A 24,078-nucleotide genomic window follows, 5' to 3' on the forward strand; every position below is an offset into this window, starting at 1 on the left:
GCAGCATGCACGACGAGGACAACCGCCCCGATCCGGATGCGCTGCTCGCCATGGTGCAGCGCGAGGAAGAGAGCAAGCGGCGCGGCCAGCTGCGCATCTTCCTCGGCATGGCCCCGGGTGTCGGCAAGACCTACGCCATGCTGGAAGCGGCGCGCCTGAAGATGGCCGAAGGCATCGAACTTCTGGTTGGCATCGTGGAGACCCATGGACGCCAGGACACCGAGGCCCTGCTCTACGGCATGGCCATCCTGCCCCGCCAGCGCATCGACTACCGAGGCCGCACACTGGAGGAATTCGACCTCAACACGGCCCTGGTCAAACGCCCTTCGCTTATCCTGGTGGACGAACTGGCCCATACCAACGCCCCGGGCTGCCGCCACCCGAAACGTTGGCAAGACGTGGAGGAGTTGCTCGAACACGGCCTCGACGTCTGGACGACCCTCAATGTGCAGCACCTGGAGAGCTTAAACGACATCGTGGCCCAGATAACGGGCGTTCGCGTGCGCGAAACCGTGCCCGACGCCGTGCTGGCCAAGGCCCAATCCGTCATCCTCGTCGACCTGCCGCCCGAGGATCTGCGCCAGCGTCTGGCCGAGGGCAAGGTCTACCTGCCGCGGCAAGCCGAATGGGCCGGGGAGAACTTCTTCCGGGCGGGCAACTTAAACGCCCTGCGCGAACTGGCCCTGCGCCAGACCGCCAACCGGGTGGGCACCGAGGTGCTCGTCTACCGCAGGGGCCACGCCATCGAAACGACGTGGCCCACGGCCGAACGCATCCTGGTGTGCGTCGGGCCGTCCCCGTACTCGGCCACCCTGGTGCGCGCGGCCAAACGCCTGGCCGACGGGCTGCACGCGGACTGGCACGCCCTGTTCATCCAGAAAAACCCCGAAGGCACCCCGACCAGACGGGCCATGGGCAACCTGCGTCTGGCCCAGGAACTGGGCGCGCAGACCCATGTCCTGACCGGGGCCGACGTGGCGCGGCTCATCGTCGGCTTCGCCCGGCAGCACAACGTGACGCGCATCGTCATCGGCAAGCCCTTGCGCCGCAGCATCCCGGATTTCTTCCGCGGCAGCCCGGTGGACCGGCTGGTGCGCGAAAGCGGCGAAATCGACGTGCACGTCATCAAAGGCCAGGACCCGCGCCTTCCCGCCTCGCGCGCCACACGCCCGCCTGTCCCGAAAACCCGGTGGCGGGGCCTTGCGGCCGCATGCGGCATCGTCGCAGCCTGCACGGCGGCCTGCTACGCCATGTACCCCGCTTTCGAGCTGGCGAACCTGATCATGGTCTATCTGGTCGGCGTCGTGGCCGCTTCGGTCTGGCTCTCGCGGCAGGCTTCCATCCTGGCCTCTTTTCTCAGCGTCCTGGCCTTCGATTTCTGCTTCGTGCCGCCGCGCTACAGTTTCTCGGTCTCCGACGTGTCCTATCTGGTCACCTTCGCCGTCATGTTTCTGGTGGCCCTGGTGCAAAGCGGCATGGCCTCGCGCATCAAGACACAGGCCGACAGCGCCGTCCAATTGGAACGGCAAGCCTCGGAACTGAGCGATTTCTCGCGCAATCTGGCCATGACACGCGGCGCGGCCAACCTCCTGCGCGTGGCCCGGGAACATATCGCGCGCATCTTCGGCTGCACGGCGTTCGCCCTCCTGCCGGGCGAGGACGGCAAGCTGGAAAACGCCTTCGTCGCCGAGGCGCACGAGGCGCTGGCCGACAAGGACGTAGGCGTGGCGCGATGGGTCTTCGACAATGGCAAGCCGGCCGGGCTGTCCACCCAGACCCTGGCCGAAGCCGACGCCCTGTACCTGCCCCTGGCCGGGACCGAGGCCGTGCTCGGCGTCATGGGCCTGCGTCCCGACACGCCGGAGGCGGCCGACGCCCTGGAACTTCCCGACCGCAGCCGGCTGCTCGACGCCGTGGTGCGCCAGACGGCCCTGGCCCTGGACGTGGACCGCCTGGAAGAGCGGGCCAAGACGACTCTGGTCGAGGCCGAACGGGAAAAATTGCGGGCCGCCCTGCTCTCCACCGTGACCCACGATTTCAAGACGCCCCTTTCCGCCATCGCCGGTTCGGCCGAGAGCCTTATGGTCCTCGGCGAAACCGCCACGCCCGCGGTGCGCCGTTCCCTGGAGGAGAACATCGCCCAGGAAGCCTCACGCCTGGAACGGTTGGTGGACAACTTGCTGCGCATCGCCGCCCTGGAGTCCGGTTCCGTCGTGCCGGACATCAAGCCCATTCCCATCGAAGACGTGGTGGGCAGCGCCCTGGCCCGTCTCGACGCGACGCTGGCCGGCCATGAGGTCCGCCTGGACATCCCCGACGACTTGCCTCCCATTCCCATGGACGAAGTGCTTATGGAGCAGGTGCTCATCAATCTGCTGGAGAACGCGGCCAAGCACACCCCACCGGGGACGGAAATCCTTGTTTCCGCCGCTATTCGCGGCCATAAGGCCGTTCTCGAGGTCCGCGACGCCGGCCCGGGCCTGCCCCCGGGCGATCCGGAAAAACTCTTCGAACGGTTTCAGCGCGGCGACAGGGTCAGTTCCTCCGGGTATGGACTGGGCCTGGCCATCTGCCGCGCCGTGGTCAAGGCGCATGGAGGCTCCATAACGGCCGACAGGAACAGACCATCCGGGGCCGCGTTCACCGTCATCCTTCCCCTGTATGCGAACGAATAAGCAAACCATCCTCATCGTTGACGACGAGCCGCCCATCCGCCGCTTCCTGACGCCGTTTCTGGAGGCCGAGGGCTACGGCGTGGTCGAGGCCGGCTCGGGCCGCGAGGCCCTTTCCCTGATCGCCTCCCACGAACCGGACGTCATCCTCCTCGACCTGGGGCTGCCCGACCTGGACGGGGAGGAGCTCTTGCGCGCGTTGCCCATGTGGGTCCGGGCCAAGGTCATCGTCCTGTCCGTCCGCTCGCGGGAACGGGACAAGGTGACCGCCCTGGACCTCGGCGCGTCGGACTACCTCACAAAGCCTTTCAGCCTGGCGGAACTGGCCGCGCGCATTCGGGTTTGCCTGCGGCGCGGGGGCGGAGACGGGGAGTCGCCACCCGCCCGCTACGTGTTCGGGGATTTATGGATCGATATGGAAGCCCATACGGCGGGCCTTGGGGCACAAGACCTCCACCTGACGCCGACGGAGTTCAAGTTGCTGGCCTACTTGGCCCGTCATGCCGGCAAGGTGGTCACCCACGGCCAACTGCTCAAAGCGGTCTGGGGCAAACAAAGCCAGGGGCAGGAACATTACGTGCGCATCCACATCCATAAGTTGCGGCAGAAAATCGAGCAGGACCCTGCCCGCCCCCGTTATCTTCGCACGGAAACCGGCATCGGCTACCGTTTTACGGATGGAGAGTGACGACCATTTGGGATTCTGCTCGTTATGGCCTCCTCTCCGGTGGTCAAGGGCACGGCGCGTTTCCGGTTCAAGACAACCAACTCTCTCGGCAACAGCGACTCATCACCTTTCCGGGATGCGCCCTCGCCTTTGCAGCTTGGCGACGGCCAGGCCGGATTCGGGTCGGCGCCCCCGGCCCGAATCCCTTGCCGCCAGGAGGCGGCATCGCACCGAACAACATTGACCGCCGTTGGTTGTCACTGCCATGCGCATGAAAACACTGCTGCCGCGCCCCTTGATTTTCGAGAGCGGATCGGACTGCGCCAGCCTGCTTGGCTCACTGCCCACGGGTGTGCATCAGCTCGAATTCCTCTTTCTGTAGCCCTTGCCATTCCCCCAAGGCACCCTCAAAACACGCCGTCTGCCCCGACGCGGGCCAACGTCTGCCCAGATGTCATCCAGCCCGGTTCTCCAGTCTATGCAGCACAAATTCGAAGGGGTTGAACGGTAGGAGGTCGACCAGGGAAGCAGGGACCCACGTTCTTCAGGCGCTCCCTATTTTGGCAGGACCGCCTGTAACAACCCTCGCAATGACATCCCGAAGCGTCTCCATCTCGATGGGCTTGGCGAGGTAGTCGCTCATTCCAGCGGCCAGGAACTTTTCCCTGTCACCGAACATGGCGTGGGCGGTAAGGGCGACAATGGGGATGTCGGCCTTGTCCATGCCCACTTCCCCGGCTCGGATGCGGCGTGTGGCCTCCAGGCCGTCCATAACCGGCATCTGGATGTCCATGAGGATGATGTCGAAGCTTTCGACTTGGAGGATATCCAGTGCTTGTCGCCCATTTTCAGCGTTTCGGATGCGATGGCCGGCCTTTTTCAGGAGATGGGATAGCGCTATCGCGTTCACCTTGTCGTCTTCTACCACGAGCACCGTGACTTGATGGACTGCCTCCGTCCGGGGGACCGTCTTGACCTCGGCTTGTTCAGCACCCGCCACGATCTTTCCGAATACGACGCAAAAATGCACTGTGGTGCCGACGCCCTTCGCGCTGTCGATGGAGATACCTCCCCCCATGAGCTCCACCAGATTTTTGCAGATGGACAACCCGAGACCAGCGCCCTGGTATTTCCGGGTGAAGCTGTCGTCGGCCTGCGTGAAGGGCTCAAACAAGGCTGGAAGTATCGCATCATCGATGCCGACTCCAGTGTCGGCCACGGAGAACAACACCCGAACCTTGTCCGGGGCAGGAGACGGCAAGAGGTAGGTCTCAATATTTATCTCCCCGGCCTGAGTGAATTTGATGGCATTGCCGATCAAGTTGTTCAGCACCTGTTGAAGCCGGGAACTGTCTCCCACCACGTGGTCCGGGATTCTGTCATCCGCATAAAAGGTCAAGCGGATGCCTTTCTGACGTGCCGGCATGGCGAAAAGCTGTTCAACGGCCCGAAGCGGTTCCATGAACAGGAATGGCGTGGCCTTGATCTGAAGCCGCCCGGCCTCGATCCGGGAGAGATCAAGGATGTCGGCGACCAACCCGGTAAGGCGCCGGCAGGATTGGAGCGCCATCTCGACATACGCAATCTGTTCCCGGTCAAGCTCGGTCGTTTTCAGCAACTGGACCATGCCCACGATCCCGTTGATGGGCGTGCGGATTTCGTGGCTCATGTTGGCCAGGAACCGGCTTTTGGTCTGGGTGGCCTCTTCGGCCATCTCCTTGGCTTCCCGCAATTCCATCTCGATTCTTTTGCGGTCGGTGATCTCCCAGGCGATTGTCCCCACGCCCTTAAGTCCGCCATCCTCGCCGTAGACAGGAAACTTCTTGGTCAGATAGGTGCGCACCTCCCCGTTTGGCCCCAGCGTCTCCTCCTCGACGGTGACTGACTGGCCCGGATTCAGGGGTAAGGCCTGCCGGTCGTTGGCCATATACGCTTCGATCTGCTCCGGGGTGGACTTGCCTGCAAAGAGTTCCAGGTCGCTCCGACCGATGACGTCCTGCGGCAAATGCCCGGTCAGTTGCGTGTAGGCCTTGTTGACGATGACGTAACGCAGAGCCGTATCCTTGAAGACCATCACGTGCTCTGCGTTCTCCAGCAGTGCGTAGAAATTACGCAAAGTTTGCTCTTCGCGCTTTCGCTCCTCAATGTCCCGCACGACGGCCAGGGCAAATGACCGCCCTTGAAACTTGGTCCCGCTGGCACTGACCTCCACGGGGAAGGTTGTGCCATCCTTGCGTCGGTGCTCGGTCTCAAAGACATTCTTGACCTTGTCCATGTCCCCGAATTTATTGCGGATATCTTCCTCATTCACCCTGGCTTCGTAGTCCCACGTAGCCATCCCGACCAACTCTTCCGGTGTGTAACCGAGCATATCCGCGAACCTGCGGTTGGCCTCCACCACCCGGTGCTCCTGATCGATGACGACGATGCCATCGCCGCTATTCTCCATCAGGGCCTTGCGGCGAAGGATTTCCATTTCCAAATTGTGCTGCACCTCGGTGCGCTCGATCATATCCTGTTGCAGGGTTGCGGCCATCGTATTGAGGGTGGCCCCCAGTTCGCCGAAGGTGCCCTGGGGATTGTCGAGCCCTGTCCTGGCGGACAAATCGCCACCCTCCAGACGGCGGACCATGGCAGACAACGCGTCCACCCGCTCGTAGATACCGTACTGGCACATCAGCCAAGCCGCGCTTCCAGCCAACACCACGGAGAGAAGGAGCCACCCGACCTGACGCGCAATAGCCGCGTCGGCGTTGTCCATGACCACGGTTTTGGGGATGGCTACGAATATGTTCAGGTAGGGGGTGTCCCCCGGAGTCAGCGCCATGCGGTGTATCGCGTAGATTCGTTCCGAGCCGTCGGCGCCATGCTCCGTGAAAACGCCTTCATGTCCCACGGACTGAATCGCCCGCCAAATAGCGGGGGCGATGTATTGCCCGATGGGGTCAGAATCCTTGGCTGGAAATCTGAAGAGCCGGCGGCCATTGGCATCGACCAGCCCCACGAAGGAGTCCCGGGGCAATCGTGCCCGTTCGAAAAGCGGCTTGAAGTCTTGCAACCGCAACGTTGCGATCAGGACACCCCGCACCCCGCCCCCGCCATCCCGCACCGCCAGGGCAAAGGGGAGAATATCCACCCCGCTCACCTTGCCCACGGCATATTCCCCGACGGAAAACTTCCCGGTGGACAAGGCCTCCTTGACCTCCTTCCGGTCCATGAGGTTCTGCTTTGTGAATGGGAGGGCCGAAGCCACAGCGTTCCCCTGAGGGTCCGTAAGGGCAAAGTTCACATAGCCTGGGTTGGCGGCAAGATAGCTTCGGAACAAACCATCGCAGGCCGCAGGGTCCATGGTCCGCACAGGCAAGGTTTCCGCCAGGTTGTTAAGTACCGTTATAATGCGTCGGGTTTCTTCCTCCTGCTGTTCAGCGTAATATGCCACCATCCGGAGGCTGGTAAGCTCTATATCATTGATCTCATGGTTCCACCGCTCCCAAACAGAGCTGGCCATTGCCGCCACAACAGGCAGCAGCCCGGCCAACACCACCAAGACAAGGTTGAATCTCACCGAGTCAGGCATTGATATTTTCATGGCCCATACCGTGTTATTTATTGCCGCGCCCTTGAAAACAAATACAGATAGCTGTTTCTACATAACAACAATACCCATTTGAAGGCACGCTCGTCAACATTATACCATTGCTTTCTGTTATGGCCGACAACCAGGACGCGGTCGAAGTCATGGGAGACGCGTCGTTGTGCCTGATTGCCCACGAGTTTTCGACCAGCCTCAAGGGCAGCGTCGCCATCGATCGGGCACACGGGGAACGCGCCCAAACTCGGATGCGGATACTTTTGAAGCGGATTCCCAAGCGGCATGGCCCCCCGCGTATCCATATTCCTCGGGGGGATAAAACAAAGGACTTTCGGGGGGGCGCACAGAGTTAATCATACATTATTTCGATACATTACATAGAACAAAGGGCTGCAAAGTGATACGGAAGGTTGCGTTTGCAAGAAAAGATTGACCCTCACGCAACGTCATACCTTATGGCCCACCGCCAAGGAGGCCATATCCATGCAACGCATAGTCAATGAACGAGCGAAGCGCACCGGGCTCTCGATCCACGCGTTGCACTCTTGCGACAGCATAAGGCTCTTGCGTCCGTAGCGGCGATCCGAAAAAGGCTTCTGCTGTATTCCCAGGACGGCCGACAAGCGCGAGTTGGTCACCTGCGCCCACGTCGGGCATGGACTGAGTCTGCGCCGTGCCCGTCGCGCTTTCAGCCCAAGCAGGTCTGTGTACGGCTACAAGCCCAAGGAGTCCGACGACGAACTGGTGACGGAAGCGCGCGTCAGGCTGGCCGAAAGGAAGCCGGTCATCTCGGCCCCCATGGCCGTTTCGACCACGTCCTTGATCAGAGAGCGGAGAACGGAATTGAGGTCGTCCAGGCTGGTGCTCTCTCCCTCGAGCACCTTCCTGGCCAGTTCGCCACGGTTGATCAGCACGGAAACCTCCTGGAGCTTTCGCCCCTTCGTGGAGGTTTACACAGATTTCGTTACAGACCCCTCGAATCACCCGGGTCGGGTGCTCCAGACCTCTCCCCTTTCGCGCACATTCCGTTTTTTTCTTGCACCCGACAAGTTCCCTCGGTAATTTTGTCGAATGATACAGATTAACGATCTGGCAACATACGATCACGTCACCCGGCGCGACCTTTCCCGCGAGGACCTGCACAGCCTTGTGGAAAACTTTCCCGCACTGCTGTGGCGCATTGAGATCATCCGCTCGCGCATTGAATACCTGAACCGCTACATGGTCGCCGGGCTCACCGACAAAACACCCCTCTTTCTCAAAAGTGCCGAAATACGAAAGAAAGTTGTTTTTCAAGAAGATGCAATTTTGCTCGATAGTTTCATGGAGGCGATGAAGCGTGGGAAAAATGCTCAAACAATAGTCCGTATCCACTGCACCGGGCAGGCAACCGCTTGGCTCAAACTCGTTGGCTGGATGCCGCCCAAGGACGTCCGCTATTACATGGGCTATCTCATGGATGTCACCGACCGCATCGAGGTACTCAAGGGCATGATCGAGCGGGAAGCCGAGATGCAGCTCATGATCGAGCTCTCGGACATGCCAGTGGTGCTCGTGGATCTGGACACAAAAATGGTCCTTTCCCAGAACGCCGCCGCCTTGCAACTTTTCATGTATTCTGCGGATGAGTTCCGCAGTCTGCGCATCTCGGATCTGTTCCACCACGGCATGGCCAGCGTCATCCACAGCCTTTACGAAGAGATCCTCTTTGCCAGGAAATGGCGCGGCAAGGCCCTCTTCGAGCGCAAGGCCAAGTCGGTGTTCTCGGCCGAGGCCAGCGTTCTCTCCCTGCTGTTCAAAGACAGGCGAATCCTTCGGATCGCGCTCTCCAACATCGAGACGGCCAGCTCGGTAGATTCCCCTGCCGCCCTGTCTCCGGCGGCAGAAACCCAAAAAGACCTCCGGGCACAACGGGAAAACGATTTGTTCAACGCCTTGGAAGGCCAATCGGAACTGCCTGCCATCCTGGAAACCTTGTTTCACTGCCAATTGCCGAGCATTTCCTTTGACGCCATATTGTTTTCCGACATCCACGCCAAGAGAAACAGGGTGTTCGTGTATTCGTGCGGCGAACCCTTCGCCAGCATGGCCCAGGGGGAAATGTACTCCTACGAAGGCACCATCGCCCAGGACATCGAGCGCTTCAAGCTTGATTCCCTCATCGTGGACGACACGATCGACAGCATCAAATCCATTGACTGGGCGCTTTTTATCCCCAAGGGCATCCGATCGTACTTCGCCAAGCCCTTCTACCAGCGGGGGGTGCTCAAGGCCGTGATGATCCTGTGCTCGCTAAGGCCCAATGCCTTCAACAGCGATGACATGGACGAATACGCGATCCTCTTCGAACCCTTCCGCCGCGCCATCCAGGCCTGGCGCACCGCGCATCAAGCCAGACGCGTCTCCCGCCATGCCTGAACATGCCGGCGGCGCTCCGACGGTATTGAAAACATCGGAGCCGGGCTGAACGCTGTTATTGGTCGATCCAATTTCCTGTTGTTACGTTTTATTTCTCTAGGTTTTCCGTAACAATACAATTTCGCGCAATTTTGGTTGCACCCCTTTGGGCTTTTGTTAGGCTCGGCCCATGGTCAAAACCAATGCAAATCCGTGTTGAATCCCGGAGTATGATTGGTTCTACCAAAGTGGGCGACCATGAACAAAGAAGACGAGACGCTCAGCCAGCTTTCCCAACAAATCGAAAACGGAAAGTGGCTGGTAGGAGCACGGCTCCCGGCGGAACGAACCCTGGCGGCTGACCTGGGCGCCAGCCGGAATACCGTGCGCAACGCCTTGCGGGTCCTGGAGGCCCGGGGCGTCGTGGACATCCGCAAGGGAAGCGGCTGTTACCTGCGCTCCACCACCTGCGGCCTCCAGGCGAGAAACCTCGACGCGACCGCCTCCGGCCTCCCCGCCCACCAGGCCCTCGAAGCCGGGTTTGTCCTGCTGCCCCCCATCGCGGCCCTGTGCGCCAGGCGCATCTCCCCGGACGGGCTGCTGTATCTGGAAGAAACCATGATCAGCCTGAGCCAGGCGATCTACAGCAAGAATACCCAGGCCATCCGCCTGGAGATATCCCAGTTCATCGCGTGTCTGGCGGCGGAAACCGGCAATCCCGTGCTCGAAAACATCATGCGCCGGCTGGCGGCGGACATCCACGTGGTGTTCAACCTGTTCTTCTCCATGGCGGATCACGAACGGGAAGATGTCTTCGCGGACCTTGTGAAGCTCCTGCAGGCGCTGAAAAAACACGATCAGGCTGCGGCCGAAAGCCGCATGGAGGACCGCATCCTGCGGCTGTCCGCCCTTTTCGGGAAGTACCTGGACACGCAATGCCCCTCCGACCTGCTGCGCGAGATGGAAGAAAGGGAAATACCGCTTTGACGACTCGAAAAAAGCAGCCGGGCGCAAGCGTCCCGGCTGCGCCCGGGGCCCGGCCGCGCCCTTCGGCGGCCCCCGGGGAGACGGCAACGCGGGTCAAGTGGCGGTTCCTGTTGGTTGGAATTGGCCGGAACCATGTTCCCCAAAGGAGGCAAGCATGGCGCACGAACACGTTACCTATTTGGAAGAGCGCAAGCTGGTCAAGAAATGGGCCGGCCCACTCCCGGCACTGGCGAACCTGGCCTTCACCCTGCTCATCTTCGCCGCGACCTGGTGGATCTTCCAGGACCCCCGCGGCATCATGCGGTTTTATACCCCGTATGTCGGGTATAACTACTGCCGCTGGTGGCTGATCATCCTGATCTGGATGGCCTACATCTTCGATTTCTGGCCTTTCAAGCGACACTGGGTGCGCACCGCCCATCCGCTGCAAAAGGGGCTCGTGCTCACCTTGGTGTCGGTGGCGGTCATGATCCTGATGATCCACGGCTTCTTCGAAACGATTCTCGGCAATTACGCCTTCGCCTATTTCAATCCCAAGCAGCTGGCGAAACTGCCGAAGATGACGGATTTTTATGCCACGGAATATGCCGCCCAGGCCTGCATGATGTTCGCGGTCATAGCCTCCTGGATCAGCCCCGCCTGGGTGGTGGCCCTGGAAGGGCGGCCCTGGGCCAAGGAGTCCCAGCCCACGCGCGGATTCAGCATCTGGCTCGGCACCTTCTGTTTGAGCCTGATCATCTATTTCATGACCATGCACAACCACATGGGCATCCTGTACTATCCCTGGCAGTACTTCACCGCCATTTGTCCGCCGTACTGGAGCGACTTCGCCGCCACGGTGTCCGCCAACTTCCATGTGGCCTGGATCATGTGCTGCACGGTGGTGGTCTGGTTCATGGAAGGCATCTGGGAACGCTATCCCTTCAGCATGATCAAGACGCCCTGGCTGCGTCGTCTGGCGCTGTTTTTCGGCATCATCGCCATCTCCGTGGCTCTGTGCTTCTTTTTCTGGTACATGCAGGAGCTTGTGTGGGGTGAGGCCATTCGCGGGCATCGTCGCGACGCGGCCCCGGACTGGCGCTGGCTCCATGTGGGCGAAACCGCCATCTTCTTCCTGGCTCCGGCCCTGTTCCTGCAATTTTATTGCGGCAACTGGCCCAACAAGTTCAGTGTGCCTGTCAACGTACTGCTACGAACCATCATCGTCGCCGTGGGCGGCATCGCCCTGTACTGCGTCTACTACCGGTACGCCCATCTCGTGCTCGGCACCCAGAAGGGCTTCTCGCATCCCCAGCAGTTCCCGATGATCCCCACGATCTGGCTCATCGACATCTGGCTGATCAACTGGTGGTTCATGGACGGCTGGCCCGGCTGGAAGCGGGAGTTCAAATCCTCGGCCGAGATAGAGGCCGAACATGAGGAATTGGAGGCGCGCCATACCTGGACCCCGGGCATGGCCCCTGGCGTGTGCGTGGGTATGCTGGTCGGGGTTGCCGCCTTCTTCGGCATCGTCAAGCTGCTGCCCTGGGCGAGTGCAACCTTTACCCTCGTGAAATAGGAGCAGGCCATGGCCATCAACAGACGTAATTTCCTCAAGGGCGCCGCTCTCGGCGTGGGCGCGGGATTGCTCGGCGCCATGGGCGTCTATTCCTACAGTCCCTGGCGCAAGGCCATGCTGCCCCATGTCCAGCGGAAGATGGCCGACATCGGCCAGTGCAAGTCCGTCAAGATCGTCAACATCTCGGAGACGAGCTGGTTCGACAACGGCATTTTCATGAACAACGTGACAAAAGCTGGCGGCCTGCTCGTGGACCAGTACACCTTCAACTGGCCGCCGTTCGGCAACGGCAAGGGCATCGGCAAGGGCTCGTACGGGGACGGCATCGCCAAGATCAAGCACCTGTTGCCCAACAAGCTCGAGGAGGCTTGGGCCATCGCCAAGGGCAACAGCGTGAACCCGGACAATGCCGGCGGCTTTTCCTGCCTGGTGGAAATCGAGGATCTGGAAGGGAAAACGACCCGCTACCTCTTCGACACCGGCTGGAACTACGAATGGATGGATACGTGCTACAAGCGCGAAGGCATCGACCGGATGCTGGCCAACAACGAAATCACAGCCTTCATCCAGACCCATGAGCACATGGATCACTTCTGGGGATTCCCGGTCGTCACCAAGTACAACCCGAACATACCCATCTATACGCCAAGCACCTTCTATCCTGCTGGAAAGCAGTACATCAAGGATTGTGGGCATGTTGGCAAGTGGACGGAAGTGAAAAAAGGCCTGTACCCGTTACAGCCCGGGGCGGCGCTTTTCATGTTCGAAGTTCCCATCATCTTCAAGGTCTTCGGAGAGATGTCGCTTTATTGCAACGTCAAGGACGTCGGTCTGGTCAGCATCACGGGCTGCTGCCATCAGGGGATCATCCTCTTCGCGGACACGGCCTACAAGGAACTGAAGTACGACAAGGACCAGTTCTACGGCCTGTATGGCGGCCTGCACATCTCTCCCTTCGACGACTGGGACCCCAAGTACGACGACTTGGTCATCGGCCTCAAGAAATGGGATCTGCAGCGCGTCGGCTGCAACCACTGCACCGGCCTGATCACCGCCCAAAAGTTCGTGGACGCCGGCTATCCGGTGGTCAAGGGCACGGCGCGTTTCCGGTCCAAGACAACCAACTACCTGGGCAACGGCGACGTCATCACCTTCCCGGGATGAGCCCGCGCCTGTGAGGCCTGGCCACGGCCAGGCGGGATTCGGGCCGGTGGCCCCGGCCCGAATCCCTTGCCGCCGAGGGGCGGCGCTGCACCCAACGACCTTGACCGCAGATGGTTGACACCGCCATGCGCATGGAAACACTGCTGCCGCGCGCTTTGAGCTTCGAGAGCGGATCGGACTGCGCCAGCCTTTTGGGCTCCCTGCTGACCGGCGTGCATCTCGACCGCCGCCAGGCCCGGATCCTGGGTTGGCGCGGCGTGCGCCCCTCGGCCACGGTGGACCCGGCCTGGAGCTTCCGGATGGCCGGAAGGGACCACGTCTTCGGCCTGCTCTTCCTGGGCGAGACCGTAAATCCGACCGGAGACGGTCTGCTGGGCGATTTTGCCGTGTTCGTTTTCCCCAAGACCGAAAATCCCCTGCTGGACCGGTTTCCCCTCGAAGCCCTGCGCCAGGCACTGAGCGAGGACTACGGCCGCCTGGTGCGCGACTTTTCAGCCCACACCGAAGCCCTGGCCCCATTCGTGTGCGGACGGCTGCGGCTGGAGGCGACCCTGGACGGCTCGGGCCTGGGCCTGGTTTGGGAGGCATCGGCCCGCCATCGCCTGGTGGCCCTGGACGGCATCGCCGCTACGGGGCCGGACGGTGGCCACACCTGGCTCGTGTCGCCTGGCGACCTGGAATGCGACGTGCCCCAGTACAGCCTTGGGCTGCCCGTGTTTTCCCTGCTGGCGGCCACGGCCGAGCGGTTGCTCCAGGAGCCGGCGGCGGTGGCCCTGGAGTACGAACCCGCCCCGGCATTGGGGTTTCGGACAGGGGGGGCGATGGAGCCGCTGCCGGGGAAAGGCGGCCATAGGGTGCGGCTTCGGGCTGCGTTCGGCCGGTTGCGGGCAAAGGAGGGACAAGGACGGCGGCTTTCCGGCCTGCCCGGCCGTTACGAGTCCAATACGCCGTCAACCGCGCCCCTCCCTGTGCTGCATGTGCTCACCGGTTTTCTGGGGGCAGGCAAGACCACCTTCCTGCGCCGCTGGCTCGATTTCCTGCACGGGCGCGAACGCTACACTGGCGTGATCCAGAACGAATTCGGCGATGTCGGGCTCGACGCCCTGCTCCTTGGCGACGACGCCAGAGTGGAGGCCCTCGACGGCGGCTGCGTCTGCTGTTCCCTGGCCGAAAGCCTGCGCCCCGGCCTGGAACGCCTCATGGCCGACATGCCCGCCGAGCAGTTCATCCTTGAGACCACCGGCCTGGCCAATCCGGAAAACGTGCTGGGGAGCCTCGAAGAGCTGGACGACTTGGTGGTCCCGGGACTGGTGGTCACGGTGCTCGACGCCGTGGACCTCTGCCGCCAGCCCCATGTCCTTAACGAACCAGGCATCCTCCTGGCCCAGGTGGAGAGGGCCGACGTGCTCGTGGTCAACAAGGCCGACGCCGTGGCAGCGGACGCCCTGCCCGGCGTGCTGGAGCGGGTGGCTGCGGTCAACCGACGGGCGCTGCTCCTCATGGCCCGGCGCGGAGCCACGGCCTTTGCCCGCCTGGACGCCTTTTACAGCGCCTGGCTGGACCGGGTTGACCAAACCAGGCTGCCGTCACGCCAGCCCAGGTTGCGCCGCTTGGGTCAGGAATCGCCCACCCATGCGGCGGCCGGTTATGCCGCGCGCACGGTGAATTGGGAGAGTCCGGTCGCCCGCGAGGAGATCGAAGCGGTACTGGCCGGATGCGGCCCGGGGTTGCGCCGGGCCAAGGGCGTGGTCTGTCTGGACGGCCAAGGGATGCGCGTGGTGCAATACGCCGCGGGCAGGCTCTCTTTCGAGCCGGCTCCTGCCCGGTGGGAAGACGGGGACCGGCACGGGTTTCTCGTGCTGATCGGAACCGGATTGCAGCCATAGACCACCCCGGCGCGGGGGGAAAGGAGATGCATGTGTGGCTGTTTGAACTGGGCGGATGGGTGATGTGGCCGCTGCTCGTGGTATCGATCACGGTGGTGGCCATCATCGTGGAGCGTGGGCTTTTTCTGTCGTCCTTCCCGTTTCCGGACAAGGCGTTTCCCGCCATGATCCTGGAGATGACCAAAACCGGGGATCCTTCGGCCCTGGCCGGAAGCATGGGCGCCATCGGTCCCCTTTCCGACTTCAGCCGTATACTTGGGGACATGCAGTACCCCAACAAGGAGGCGGCGTTGCGCGTGGCCGGGGAATCCGTGGTCAGCCGCCTGGAAGCCGGACTGTCCATGCTCTCGCTGTTGACCCGGGTGGCGCCGCTGCTGGGGCTGCTTGGCACCGTCTTCGGCATGATCACCACCTTCTCGCGAATTTCCGAAACGCGGTCCGGGGTGGACATGAACATGCTGGCGGGCGGTATTTGGCAGGCCCTGCTCACCACGGTCACAGGACTGTGCATTGCCATTCCTGCGCTCCTTTTCCTGAACTACTACCAGAATCGGGCCCGTCGTGCCGCCAAGGCCCTGGCCGAGGCCGGCAACACGGTCCTGCTGCTGCGTTGCGGGAAAATCTAAGATGCTGGACTTCCGGCTGCGGTCCGCCTCCGAGGAGCTTTTCGACCTCACGCCGCTCATCGACATCATGTTCATTCTGCTCATCTTTTTTGTCATGGCTGCAGCCTTTGCCGTGCGAGGTGTCGATCTGGATCTGCCGCCGGCCCAGGCCAGCCGGGCGCTCTCCGGCCGCGTGGTGGAACTGCGCCTGTTCCAGGACGGCTCGTTCACCTTCGAAGGCGTCCCGGTCGAGCGCCGGGACGTCCGCGACAAGCTGCAGAGCCTTGTCCGGGGATTTCGGACCACGCCGGGCCAGCTCGTGCTGAAGGCCGCCCCCGACGCGCCTGTGGAAGCGCTGCTGTTCATCGTGGACGAGGTGCGCATGCAGGGCGGGGAAAAGCTGCTCATCGCCACCTCGCGGCCGAAAGAGGAAAAGCCACGGTGAGCGTTTTGGACTCGGGCGCGCGAGGAAGCGGATGACGTACGCCGAACGCATCGGGACAGGGTTGGCCGTGTCGCTCTTTGCCCATTTCCTGATCTTGAACACCCACTTCGCGCCGGCCGCCATGCCGGCCGCCTCCGACACGTATATCGACATGGACGCGGCCTCCGTGATCATAAACGACACGGGGCACGCGGGCCTGGGGATCGATTCGTATTTGCCACGGGCCGAAAGCACCACGGATACGGCGGACCGACGACGCCAGGCCTTTCTCAAGTTCCTGGACGACGTCGACGAGGCCGTGCATGTCCGCCGTCTGGACGCGTCGGGCCGTCATTTTCTCGGCGTGGCGGTCTACGGTTTCTCCATCCGGGGGGACGGCTCGTTCACGGAGCCTGTCCTTGTGGCCACGTCGGGAAATCCGGGGCTGGATGCCGCGGCCTCCCAGGCCATCCGAGCGGCCAGCGGAACAGTCAAACGCCCGCCGATCCTTGGTGTCGGGACTATCCCCGTCGTATTGCACGTGAAGTACCAATACGACCTCAGATGATGCCGCCGTAGGCCTTCCCCAGGGTACACCGCGTGCTGGGCGGATTTTCGGAGGTGAGGGCAGAGAAGTCTGTCTCCCCGGCCCGGTTGCCACTTCCTGCTCCATGTTGTCTATTCAGGTAATATATTGGAATTAATTATTTTTTCTTCTTCAAGACCAAAATAAAATCCAGCCCGGTTCTCCACATGGCAAAAGGGGTCAGGCCAAACATGACCTAATCCCTTGGTTTTATTCTGGTGCGCCCGGCAGGATTCGAACCTGCGGCCGTCTGCTTAGAAGGACACTTTTTTAACATATTGAATATTTATATTTTTCAGAAAAAACTACTACCCGTTGGACAACATCGATCCCCGCTGGGACATTTCCGCCCTTGATGGACCCGGCGCAGGCAAGAAAGGTCACGTCGTCTGACGCCGATTTTCCAGCGAAACCGCACGGTTCCGTTTGTTAACATAAGCATAAGTTGACATGTCTGGACGGAGCTCCGAGCTACGCTTGAAGAAGGCGGCATGCGCACCCACCTCCAAATCAAACCCCTCGTGGCTTGCACCTGCTTGCCCCTGCCTTTGTATCTGACTCCGGTCTCGGCCGGTTTCCCTGGCCCTGGCGAGGACTACCAGGACCGGGCGCCTGACCGCAACGAACGGCTCATCAGCAACCCTGCCGCGACATTTTACGTCCGGGCCAGCGGCGACTCCATGCGCGATGCCGGCAACCAGTCCGGGGACATCCTGATCCTGGATCGGGCCAGCGAGTCCCGGCCGGGAAAGATTGTCATGGCCGCCGACGGATGGCGAACTTGCGTAGTTCCTTCATGCTGGAAAGACCCAGCTTGCGCAGAAGTCGGCCGTAATAGGTCTCCACGGTGTGAAAGCTGATGTTGAGCGTCTGGCTCATTTCGACGCTCGTCTCGCCGCGCCCGAGTCCCAGTAGGATCTGCTCCTCCCGCTGGCTGAGGGCGGCCTCCCCATTATGCTCCGATGCCAGCACCCGGTCGGCCAACGTGCGCATGACCTCGGGACTGGTGTAGCGCCGACCGGCAGCGACCGCCGCGATGGCCGTCAGGAGCACGTCCTCGACCTCCCGCTTGGTGACGTAGCCCATGGCTCCCCGGCCAAAGGCCCGCTCGATGGACTGGCTGTCCTCGTGCATGGAATACATCAGCGCCGGCACGCCCCGGGCCGTGAGATCATCGAGCAGGTCCAGCCCGGATTCCTCGGCCAGGGATAGGTCCACCAGAGCCACGTCGGCCCGGGAACCTTCGATGGCGGCCAAAAGTTCCGCCCGGCTGCCGGCCACCCCGCACACGGCATGCCCGCTTTGCGTAAGCAGCAGCGACAAGCCGTTGCGCAGGACCGGATGGTCGTCGACCAGAAAGACGCGCACGCTGGATGATACCGCCTTATCCATCAGCATCCTCGCTTGTCTTGTCCGCCGGGCAAACCAGGGAACAGACCACCCTGGTCCCACCGGCCTCGGCGTCTTCTATGGACAGCAGCGCCCCGATCATCCTGGCCCGATAGGCCATGATGCGAAGGCCGAGCCCCCCCGGGGAACCGGCCGCTGCCCGGCGGCCGATGCCGTCGTCGGCCACGGCCAGGGTCAGCCGCCGGTCGAGCCCGCAATCCAGGCTGATGGCGACCCGGCCGGGGTGGGCATGTTTGACGGCATTGGTTACCGACTCCTGGGCGATGCGGTAGAGCTGGACGAGATGTTTGTTGCGGCAAGGCGAACAGGACAAATGCTCGCGGTACTGGACCGCGATGCCGGTCGACCGGCTCACGCGTCGCGCCAACTCGGCCAGGGACGACCCGACTTCCCCGGGAGCGAGCTCCACAGGCCAAAGTCCCCGGGAGAGGTCGTAGGCCTGGCCGACCGAATCCGAGAGCAGCGAGGCGATCTCCGTGACTTCCTCGGCCATGCCCTGTTCCGCGATGGTGCGGCGGGCCAGGGCCGCGCAACGCACTCGGGTGCCCACCAACTGCTGGCACAGCCCATCGTGCAGATCGTGGCTGAGGCGCCGACGTTCCTCCTCGCTGACATTGATGATTTCCCGCTCCAGCCGGGTACGCTCGTCCATCTCCGTGCGCAAGTCGGAGGACAGGTTTTCCACGGCCGTAAACGCGTTGGCAAAGCGCTGGGCCATGGCCAAGGCCTGGAACAAAACAAAGGCAAGAAAGCCGAACAGGAGGATACTCCTCTCGGAAAAGCTGATGATATGTCCGTAAATTTCGCTCAAGGTGGCGGCCGAAAAGGAAAGGTATCCCAGTAAAAGAAAACGGGCTCCATCACGACCCCGTCGCACGCAGATGATAAGCATAAGCATGTAATAGCAATTGAATAATACTGTGGAGATGGCGAACCAGTACAGCGCGGTATAGATAACAAGATTCGGTTGCGTCAGCACGATTAAAATAAATGCAATATTTCTCAAGTCACACAGGTTCTGAACGAAAAGTAAAAATTCAAGTGGATACAAAGACCTATAGAACCTGTATGCACAAGAAGACATAATAGGGTAGCTTATTACTGAAATTTTTTGGAGGGTTTCTGGGTCTGCCTTCAGGATAAACAAATTTATCAACCAATCAGACGGGTCTGATGTGACATAATAACAGACCAACAAAAGACAACCCAGGCTAAAATAGAGCGTGGATGATTCCTTTCGCTTCAGAAAATAGAGAACCAAATGGTACACGGTCATGATCAGCAGACTGCCAACAAAAAACATGCCCCAGGACCAGATCCGGCTATGTATCAGTTCCAGTTGGTCCTGCAGGCCAAGCAGGACCGGATAAAGCAGCCCTCCCCGGCGAAACGCATGGTTGGACACCTGCAGTACCAGATCGATGGGCTTCCCCTGGCTGGCAACCCGGGCCAGCACCAGGGAGCGATGCGGCGTTTCGGTGGCGGAACTGCGTCCCAGTTCGCCGCTTTGGGCGACAAGCTTGCCGTCGGCCCACAGCCTGTAGGCGGCATGGATGCTGATAAGCCGCAGGGCCAGCTGACAAACCCCGGGCACCGGTAACAGGCGCAAGCGAAAGGTGGCCTGTCCCTGGCCGGGCAAGGGCTGGCCGTGGAGCATCTGGCCTTTCCACGTGCCAGGAAGATTCATGAAACCGGACGGCTGGGGCGGGGCAAGGTCGGGTTTGAAGTCTTCAGGGGCAAGGAGCCGGTCCCAGTAGAATTCCCACTGGCCGTTGAGGGCAACCGGACCGTCCCGGGCCACATCCCACTCGGACAGGTCGAGCACGCCGCGCTCGGCCACGGGCATTTTCTTGTCCTGCCCGGTACAACCCAGGCAAGGCAAGAGGATCAGGAGAATCAGGGCGGCAAGAAGTCTTGCTTGGCGGACCTGGGGCATACATTCCCCCGATATCTCAAAGCGATGTAATATTTCCTACGGCAGCGCCGCACCGTTGTCGAGCATCCCGGCGACAGCATCAAACGACACTGTGGTCAAGCGCTCTAGCCCGTGTGGCGCATGTTCCGTGGCCCACCTCCTGGCCGAGGGTGGCGAAAAAGATTGAAGGTCGAGGGACACCGTGGCTTACGGTGTTCGGGACAGGCCCGGGACTTTGCCCTGCCGCCAGCTTGCCACGCGCCACGGCGCTGACCGCCGAGGCATGGCAGCATGGTGGCCTCTACTGCAACAGCAATAACGTGACGCCGGCTGGCGCAGTCGTCGCGGTCGCGACCTTGGCCGCTTCGACGCGATTGTTGTTTGTGTCGACCACATACAACACACCAGCCTTGCTCACGGAAAGACCTTGCGGAAAGTTGAATTCTCCGTCATCGCGCCCGGCGTCAGAGCCGGAATCGCCGCCTCCGTAGCGTGTCCAGTTGCCGGAGACACTGCGGACCTGGACGCGATTGTTGCCCGTGTCGGCGACATAAAGGTTGCCGGAGGCGTCCACGGCCACGCCGGATGGGGATTGAAACTGGCCAAGCGCAGTACCTTCCGACCCGATGGCCGTCCAGGTGCCAGCGGCGTCACGGACCAGAACACGGTTGTTGTACATGTCCGTGACGTAGAGTTTGCCGGCGCTCACCGTCAGGCTGCTTGGCCAGGAGAAGCTCCCGAGGCCCGCGCCGGGGGTGGTGATGGCCGTCCAGGTGCCGGCGGTGTCGCGGACCTGGAGGCGGTTGTTGCCCATGTCGGCGACATAGAGGTTGCCGGAGGTATCCGTGGCAATGCCGTTGGGCAGAAAGAACTGTCCGATATCGGAGCCATTTTCGCCGGTGCTCGACCAGTTCCCGGCGGCATCGCGGATCTGGATGCGGTTGTTGCCGGTATCGGCTATGTAGATATTACCGGCGGTGTCCACGGCAACACCACTTGGACCAAGAAATTCTCCGAGGCCGTCACCCTCACTGCCGATGGCCGTCCAGTTGCCGGCGGCATCCCGTATCTGAATACGGCTGTTTCCCTGGTCGACGAGGAATATTTTTCCAGAAGTGTCTGTGGTCAGACCGCAGGGGTAAAGAAAATAGCCTGCCGCGCTGCTCGTGCTGCCCCACAGTATCGGCCAGACGCCTTCCGTCGCCATGGTGCCGACAAACACACTGCCATCGCTGGCGACGTAGATATTACCTGAACTGTCCAGGGCCAGGCTATAAAGGTTCGTAAAGCTGTCGAGGGCGGTGGCCGTCCAAGAACCCGACGTGTCGCGCACTTGGATACGGCCATTGTAGTTGTCGGAAACGTAGACATTGCCCGATCCATCCACTGCAATACTTTCTGGATAATCGAATTTTCCCGTTTCTGTGCCGGAAGAACCGGTTTCCGACCACGTCTCGGACGAGGCGTCACGGATCTGGATGCGATTGTTGCTGGTGTCGGCCACGTAGATGTTGCCGGAGCCGTCCACGGTGATGCCGCATGGAAATTTAAACTGGCCGACACTCGTGCCGTACGAGCCGTAGGAAGTCCATTGTTCGGAAGTGTCGCGGACCTGGATGCGATTGTTGCCGCTGTCGGCGACGTAGAGTTGACCGGCGCTGTCCACTGCAATGCCGCGCGGAGTCGTAAACTGGCCGAGTCCCGAGCCGTTGGAGCCAATCGTTGTCCAGCTGCCGTTGCCGTCCCCGACGAGAATGCGACTGTTGGTACTGTCAGGTGAGTATATCGTTCCTGAAGAATCAACGGCGATCATATTTGCCATGACACCGATACTTGTGTCTGGGCCGGCGATGGTTGTCCAGTTTCCCGCGCTATCGCGTTTTTCTATCTCGTTATACGTTGCATTGAGAATATACATCGTGCCGTCGCTTTTGACGACGGCATTGCGGGCCGTTCCCACGCCGTAGGTGAACTGGCTGGTATTGACGGGCGCAATCCTAGAAAATATCAACGGCTTTGCCATACTGGACTCGGCTGTCAATAGGATGAAAACAAGGAACATCAGGACGCAAAGGATGCTGTGCTTTCCGTTTTCCATGGATTGTACCTCGTTTAGAGTTAGCATGCGAAGGAAGCATATGCGGCGTGCCGGCGATGCCGCCGTAGCAATGCGCGAAAGGAATTGGCATCTCTCCCTTCCCGGTTCCGTACAGGCATTACTTTTTTGAAAATGTTAACACCAAAATGCGTTGAACGCTGTCAAGGAAATCCATGATCTTATGTAATGGAATTCAGGGACAGCCCTGCGTCGCGCAGGCAGCCTCGGCACATACCGGCGAAATCCTCATGATCGCTTTACAGGTTCTGGATCGGATTTTTCGGAAGGGGTACCGCTCCAAGAAGGCGGAAGTATTGTTGTCTGGCTTGGAGCCCACCGGTTGCCGGCAGCTATCGCGCCTCGCCCCAGTTCGAACCTCTGAACCGAAAGCGGAACGCCTCATGGGAGCTATGGATCAAGCAAACGCCCGCCGGGGCCGCGACACGCTTCGCCTTGCCGCCTGCGGCATCAATCAGGCCTGGCAGATGAAGCAAGCGGCTCTGTCGCCCCAATACACCACGTGCTGGGCGGATTTGCCGGAGGTGAAGGCATAGGACGCTCCCCGGCATCCCTCGGCAGTTCAGCAATTTCCCCGCCGTCTGCCTCACCAGGGAACAATGTCTACCCGAATGGTATCAAAAATTCTATCGTAAAAGCGCAAGCTTGGCGTGAGGTGGCGTCAATGCGTGTGTGGACGCTTCGGCCATTTTGCGATTAAACTCTTTGCGTGGGAATGCTCAGGATCAGTTTCGCAAGGGGAAAATCCATAAACTGAGAACAACCAAGATATTATCCTATAAACGAAGAGTCTGAGCCTGTTCGAGCCGGCGCGAAACCCAGGGGAAGGCGAGCGTATGAAAATCATAGTCTTGGTGCTTCTGGCGCTTTGCATCATGTCGGTGCAGGCCTGCGAGAAGCGACCGCAGAATCCACCTGAACTCAAAACCGCCAAACCGGAAAGCGTCGGGATATCGCCCCAGAAGCTCGCGGCCATCGACAGCCTGATCGAAAAGGCAATTGCTGAGCAGATTGTTCCCGGCACGGTGGTGCTGGTGGCAAAGGACGGCAAGGTTGTCTACCATAAGGCCTTTGGTCGGGCCAATCTCGACCGTCCGATGACCACAGATACCATTTTCCAGATGTATTCCAGCAGCAAGATTGTCACCAGTGTTGCCGTCATGCAACTGGTTGAGCAGGGCAAATTGCATCTGGACGATCCCATTTCAATGTATATTCCCGAGTTCGCTTCCCAAAGCGTCAAAGAAACGCTGCCCGAAGGCTCCAACCCGCCTTTCCGACTCGTGCCGGCGCGAAGCGCGCCCACCCTGCGCCAAGCCTTGTCCATGACCACAGGCATTGTGGGGTACATGGATACCGGGTTCATTCATTACGGCGTGGACATCGGCATAGGCGACCCGGATTTTGACCTGGCTGAAAACATGCGCCGTCTGGCCAGGATGCCGCTGGAGTTCCAGCCTGGCACCCAATTCGGCTATGGCTTGAGCAACGATGTGGCCGGAAGAATGATTGAGGTCGCTTCGGGGATGAGCCTTGCCGAGTATTACCAGAGACATATCTTCGGCCCCTTGGGAATGCAGGACAGTTTTTTCTATCCACCGGCAGAAAAAGCCTCGCGTGTGGCCCCTTCCTGGGAGGGAGACGGGCGCAGGCTGACCGGCAAGGTCGTTCCCTATACGTTCAAAAACCGCAGACTGTATTCGTCAGGCAACGGCCTGTTCACCACCACCTCCGATTACTCCCGGCTGGGACAGATGCTCCTTGACGGCGGAGAGTACGGGGGGGTGCGGATTCTGAAACCCGAATCAGTCAATGAGATTCGTACGAACCAGATCAGCGAGTTGCAGGGAGTGGAAAGTTTCGTGTTTTTCCAGAAGGGGTATGATCGGTATGGACTGGGCTGCTTCATCAACGGCAAGGGAAGCGTCCGTGACCCGGGCTCCATCAGCGTCCTGGGCCTGGGGGGCAAGAACCTGGACCTGAACTTCGAGCGCAGGCTGATGGTCCTGGTTATGCAGACTGTCTTCCCTCCCCAACCCGCTTGGGAGATTTCCGAAGAGGTGTCTCGCCTTGTCTCCGCCGCGCTCAAATGAACCGCC

At 60.8% G+C, this 24,078-nt stretch carries 19 protein-coding genes; 14 read left to right on the forward strand and 5 right to left on the reverse strand.

Annotated elements, in window-relative coordinates; translation table 11 throughout:
- The first annotated feature begins 5 nt into the window (after window positions 1–5).
- Window positions 6–2,675: a sensor histidine kinase gene (locus Q368_RS0116515; RefSeq protein ID WP_029460160.1), complete on the forward strand. Its 2,670-nt coding sequence runs from the start codon at window positions 6–8 to the stop codon at window positions 2,673–2,675.
- Window positions 2,662–3,360: a response regulator gene (locus Q368_RS0116520; RefSeq protein WP_029460161.1), complete on the forward strand. Its 699-nt coding sequence runs from the start codon at window positions 2,662–2,664 to the stop codon at window positions 3,358–3,360. Before Q368_RS0116515 ends, Q368_RS0116520 begins: the two co-directional genes overlap by 14 nt.
- Window positions 3,361–3,883: 523 nt before the next feature.
- On the opposite strand, the gene Q368_RS23315 is transcribed toward Q368_RS0116520, so the two are convergent.
- A complete protein-coding gene (locus Q368_RS23315) occupies window positions 3,884–6,928 on the reverse strand; it encodes a PAS domain S-box protein (RefSeq protein ID WP_043786226.1) in 3,045 nt (1,014 codons plus the stop codon).
- Between the two features lie 119 nt (window positions 6,929–7,047).
- Here Q368_RS23315 and Q368_RS0116535 point away from each other — a divergent pair, with 119 nt between their 5' ends.
- Window positions 7,048–7,284, forward strand: coding sequence for a type I restriction enzyme endonuclease domain-containing protein (locus Q368_RS0116535; RefSeq protein ID WP_029460163.1), 237 nt, complete (start codon window positions 7,048–7,050; stop codon window positions 7,282–7,284).
- Window positions 7,285–7,644: 360 nt separating this feature from the next.
- Here the strand turns inward: Q368_RS0116535 and Q368_RS0116540 are convergent, their stop codons facing one another.
- Window positions 7,645–7,845: a hypothetical protein gene (locus Q368_RS0116540; RefSeq protein WP_029460164.1), complete on the reverse strand. Its 201-nt coding sequence runs from the start codon at window positions 7,843–7,845 to the stop codon at window positions 7,645–7,647.
- Window positions 7,846–8,002: 157 nt separating this feature from the next.
- Here Q368_RS0116540 and Q368_RS0116545 point away from each other — a divergent pair, with 157 nt between their 5' ends.
- From Q368_RS0116545 to Q368_RS27065, 9 genes are all read left to right on the forward strand, one after another.
- On the forward strand, window positions 8,003–9,349 hold the full coding sequence (locus tag Q368_RS0116545; protein WP_156955760.1) for a PAS domain-containing protein: 1,347 nt from the start codon (window positions 8,003–8,005) through the stop codon (window positions 9,347–9,349).
- A gap of 237 nt (window positions 9,350–9,586) precedes the next feature.
- Complete coding sequence (locus Q368_RS24010; protein ID WP_029460166.1) at window positions 9,587–10,315, forward strand: FadR/GntR family transcriptional regulator; 729 nt, start codon at window positions 9,587–9,589, stop codon at window positions 10,313–10,315.
- Window positions 10,316–10,469: 154 nt separating this feature from the next.
- On the forward strand, window positions 10,470–11,873 hold the full coding sequence (locus Q368_RS0116555; RefSeq protein ID WP_029460167.1) for a hypothetical protein: 1,404 nt from the start codon (window positions 10,470–10,472) through the stop codon (window positions 11,871–11,873).
- A gap of 15 nt (window positions 11,874–11,888) precedes the next feature.
- On the forward strand, window positions 11,889–13,037 hold the full coding sequence (locus Q368_RS0116560; protein ID WP_043786262.1) for a twin-arginine translocation signal domain-containing protein: 1,149 nt from the start codon (window positions 11,889–11,891) through the stop codon (window positions 13,035–13,037).
- Between the two features lie 110 nt (window positions 13,038–13,147).
- Window positions 13,148–14,923: a CobW family GTP-binding protein gene (locus Q368_RS24015; RefSeq protein WP_052360229.1), complete on the forward strand. Its 1,776-nt coding sequence runs from the start codon at window positions 13,148–13,150 to the stop codon at window positions 14,921–14,923.
- A 32-nt stretch (window positions 14,924–14,955) separates the two neighbouring features.
- Window positions 14,956–15,549: a MotA/TolQ/ExbB proton channel family protein gene (locus tag Q368_RS0116570; RefSeq protein WP_052360230.1), complete on the forward strand. Its 594-nt coding sequence runs from the start codon at window positions 14,956–14,958 to the stop codon at window positions 15,547–15,549.
- Between the two features lies 1 nt (window position 15,550).
- Complete coding sequence (locus Q368_RS0116575) at window positions 15,551–15,973, forward strand: ExbD/TolR family protein (RefSeq protein ID WP_029460171.1); 423 nt, start codon at window positions 15,551–15,553, stop codon at window positions 15,971–15,973.
- 31 nt (window positions 15,974–16,004) lie between these two features.
- Window positions 16,005–16,520, forward strand: coding sequence for a hypothetical protein (locus tag Q368_RS0116580; RefSeq protein WP_029460172.1), 516 nt, complete (start codon window positions 16,005–16,007; stop codon window positions 16,518–16,520).
- A gap of 509 nt (window positions 16,521–17,029) precedes the next feature.
- Window positions 17,030–17,398, forward strand: a complete 369-nt coding sequence (locus tag Q368_RS27065) for a S24 family peptidase (RefSeq protein ID WP_245611374.1) — start codon at window positions 17,030–17,032, stop codon at window positions 17,396–17,398.
- Here the strand turns inward: Q368_RS27065 and Q368_RS0116590 are convergent.
- The 3 genes from Q368_RS0116590 to Q368_RS0116600 all read right to left on the reverse strand — a co-directional run bounded on the left by Q368_RS0116590 (window position 17,295) and on the right by Q368_RS0116600 (window position 21,961).
- Complete coding sequence (locus Q368_RS0116590; protein WP_029460173.1) at window positions 17,295–17,930, reverse strand: response regulator transcription factor; 636 nt, start codon at window positions 17,928–17,930, stop codon at window positions 17,295–17,297. The genes Q368_RS27065 and Q368_RS0116590 overlap by 104 nt on opposite strands.
- Window positions 17,923–19,884: a sensor histidine kinase gene (locus Q368_RS0116595; RefSeq protein WP_029460174.1), complete on the reverse strand. Its 1,962-nt coding sequence runs from the start codon at window positions 19,882–19,884 to the stop codon at window positions 17,923–17,925. The genes Q368_RS0116590 and Q368_RS0116595 overlap by 8 nt, the downstream gene beginning before the upstream one ends.
- 280 nt (window positions 19,885–20,164) lie before the next feature.
- A complete protein-coding gene (locus Q368_RS0116600; RefSeq protein ID WP_029460175.1) occupies window positions 20,165–21,961 on the reverse strand; it encodes an NHL repeat-containing protein in 1,797 nt (598 codons plus the stop codon).
- 173 nt (window positions 21,962–22,134) lie between these two features.
- On the opposite strand from Q368_RS0116600, the gene Q368_RS0116605 reads away from it, so the two are divergent.
- Both Q368_RS0116605 and Q368_RS0116610 read left to right on the forward strand, forming a co-directional pair.
- Window positions 22,135–22,515, forward strand: coding sequence for a DUF4113 domain-containing protein (locus Q368_RS0116605; RefSeq protein WP_029460176.1), 381 nt, complete (start codon window positions 22,135–22,137; stop codon window positions 22,513–22,515).
- A 300-nt stretch (window positions 22,516–22,815) separates the two neighbouring features.
- Window positions 22,816–24,072 carry a serine hydrolase domain-containing protein gene (locus Q368_RS0116610; protein WP_029460177.1) on the forward strand — a complete coding sequence of 419 codons (1,257 nt, stop codon included), beginning with the start codon at window positions 22,816–22,818 and terminating at the stop codon, window positions 24,070–24,072.
- The last annotated feature ends 6 nt before the right edge of the window (window positions 24,073–24,078 follow it).

The sequence above is a fragment of the Solidesulfovibrio alcoholivorans DSM 5433 genome (assembly GCF_000702665.1).
Classification (GTDB): Bacteria; Desulfobacterota; Desulfovibrionia; order Desulfovibrionales; family Desulfovibrionaceae; genus Solidesulfovibrio; species Solidesulfovibrio alcoholivorans.

What these genes read in the sequence shown, in the direction of transcription:
- Q368_RS0116515 (WP_029460160.1), top strand. Translation starts at nt 6, where the DNA reads ATGCACGACGAGGACAACCGCCCCGATCCGGATGCGCTGCTCGCCATG.
- Q368_RS0116520 (WP_029460161.1), top strand. Translation starts at nt 2,662, where the DNA reads ATGCGAACGAATAAGCAAACCATCCTCATCGTTGACGACGAGCCGCCC.
- Q368_RS23315 (WP_043786226.1), bottom strand. Translation starts at nt 6,928, where the DNA reads ATGAAAATATCAATGCCTGACTCGGTGAGATTCAACCTTGTCTTGGTG.
- Q368_RS0116535 (WP_029460163.1), top strand. Translation starts at nt 7,048, where the DNA reads ATGGCCGACAACCAGGACGCGGTCGAAGTCATGGGAGACGCGTCGTTG.
- Q368_RS0116545 (WP_156955760.1), top strand. Translation starts at nt 8,003, where the DNA reads ATGATACAGATTAACGATCTGGCAACATACGATCACGTCACCCGGCGC.
- Q368_RS24010 (WP_029460166.1), top strand. Translation starts at nt 9,587, where the DNA reads ATGAACAAAGAAGACGAGACGCTCAGCCAGCTTTCCCAACAAATCGAA.
- Q368_RS0116555 (WP_029460167.1), top strand. Translation starts at nt 10,470, where the DNA reads ATGGCGCACGAACACGTTACCTATTTGGAAGAGCGCAAGCTGGTCAAG.
- Q368_RS24015 (WP_052360229.1), top strand. Translation starts at nt 13,148, where the DNA reads ATGGTTGACACCGCCATGCGCATGGAAACACTGCTGCCGCGCGCTTTG.
- Q368_RS0116575 (WP_029460171.1), top strand. Translation starts at nt 15,551, where the DNA reads ATGCTGGACTTCCGGCTGCGGTCCGCCTCCGAGGAGCTTTTCGACCTC.
- Q368_RS0116580 (WP_029460172.1), top strand. Translation starts at nt 16,005, where the DNA reads ATGACGTACGCCGAACGCATCGGGACAGGGTTGGCCGTGTCGCTCTTT.
- Q368_RS27065 (WP_245611374.1), top strand. Translation starts at nt 17,030, where the DNA reads ATGCGCACCCACCTCCAAATCAAACCCCTCGTGGCTTGCACCTGCTTG.
- Q368_RS0116590 (WP_029460173.1), bottom strand. Translation starts at nt 17,930, where the DNA reads ATGGATAAGGCGGTATCATCCAGCGTGCGCGTCTTTCTGGTCGACGAC.
- Q368_RS0116595 (WP_029460174.1), bottom strand. Translation starts at nt 19,884, where the DNA reads ATGCCCCAGGTCCGCCAAGCAAGACTTCTTGCCGCCCTGATTCTCCTG.
- Q368_RS0116600 (WP_029460175.1), bottom strand. Translation starts at nt 21,961, where the DNA reads ATGGAAAACGGAAAGCACAGCATCCTTTGCGTCCTGATGTTCCTTGTT.
- Q368_RS0116605 (WP_029460176.1), top strand. Translation starts at nt 22,135, where the DNA reads ATGATCTTATGTAATGGAATTCAGGGACAGCCCTGCGTCGCGCAGGCA.
- Q368_RS0116610 (WP_029460177.1), top strand. Translation starts at nt 22,816, where the DNA reads ATGAAAATCATAGTCTTGGTGCTTCTGGCGCTTTGCATCATGTCGGTG.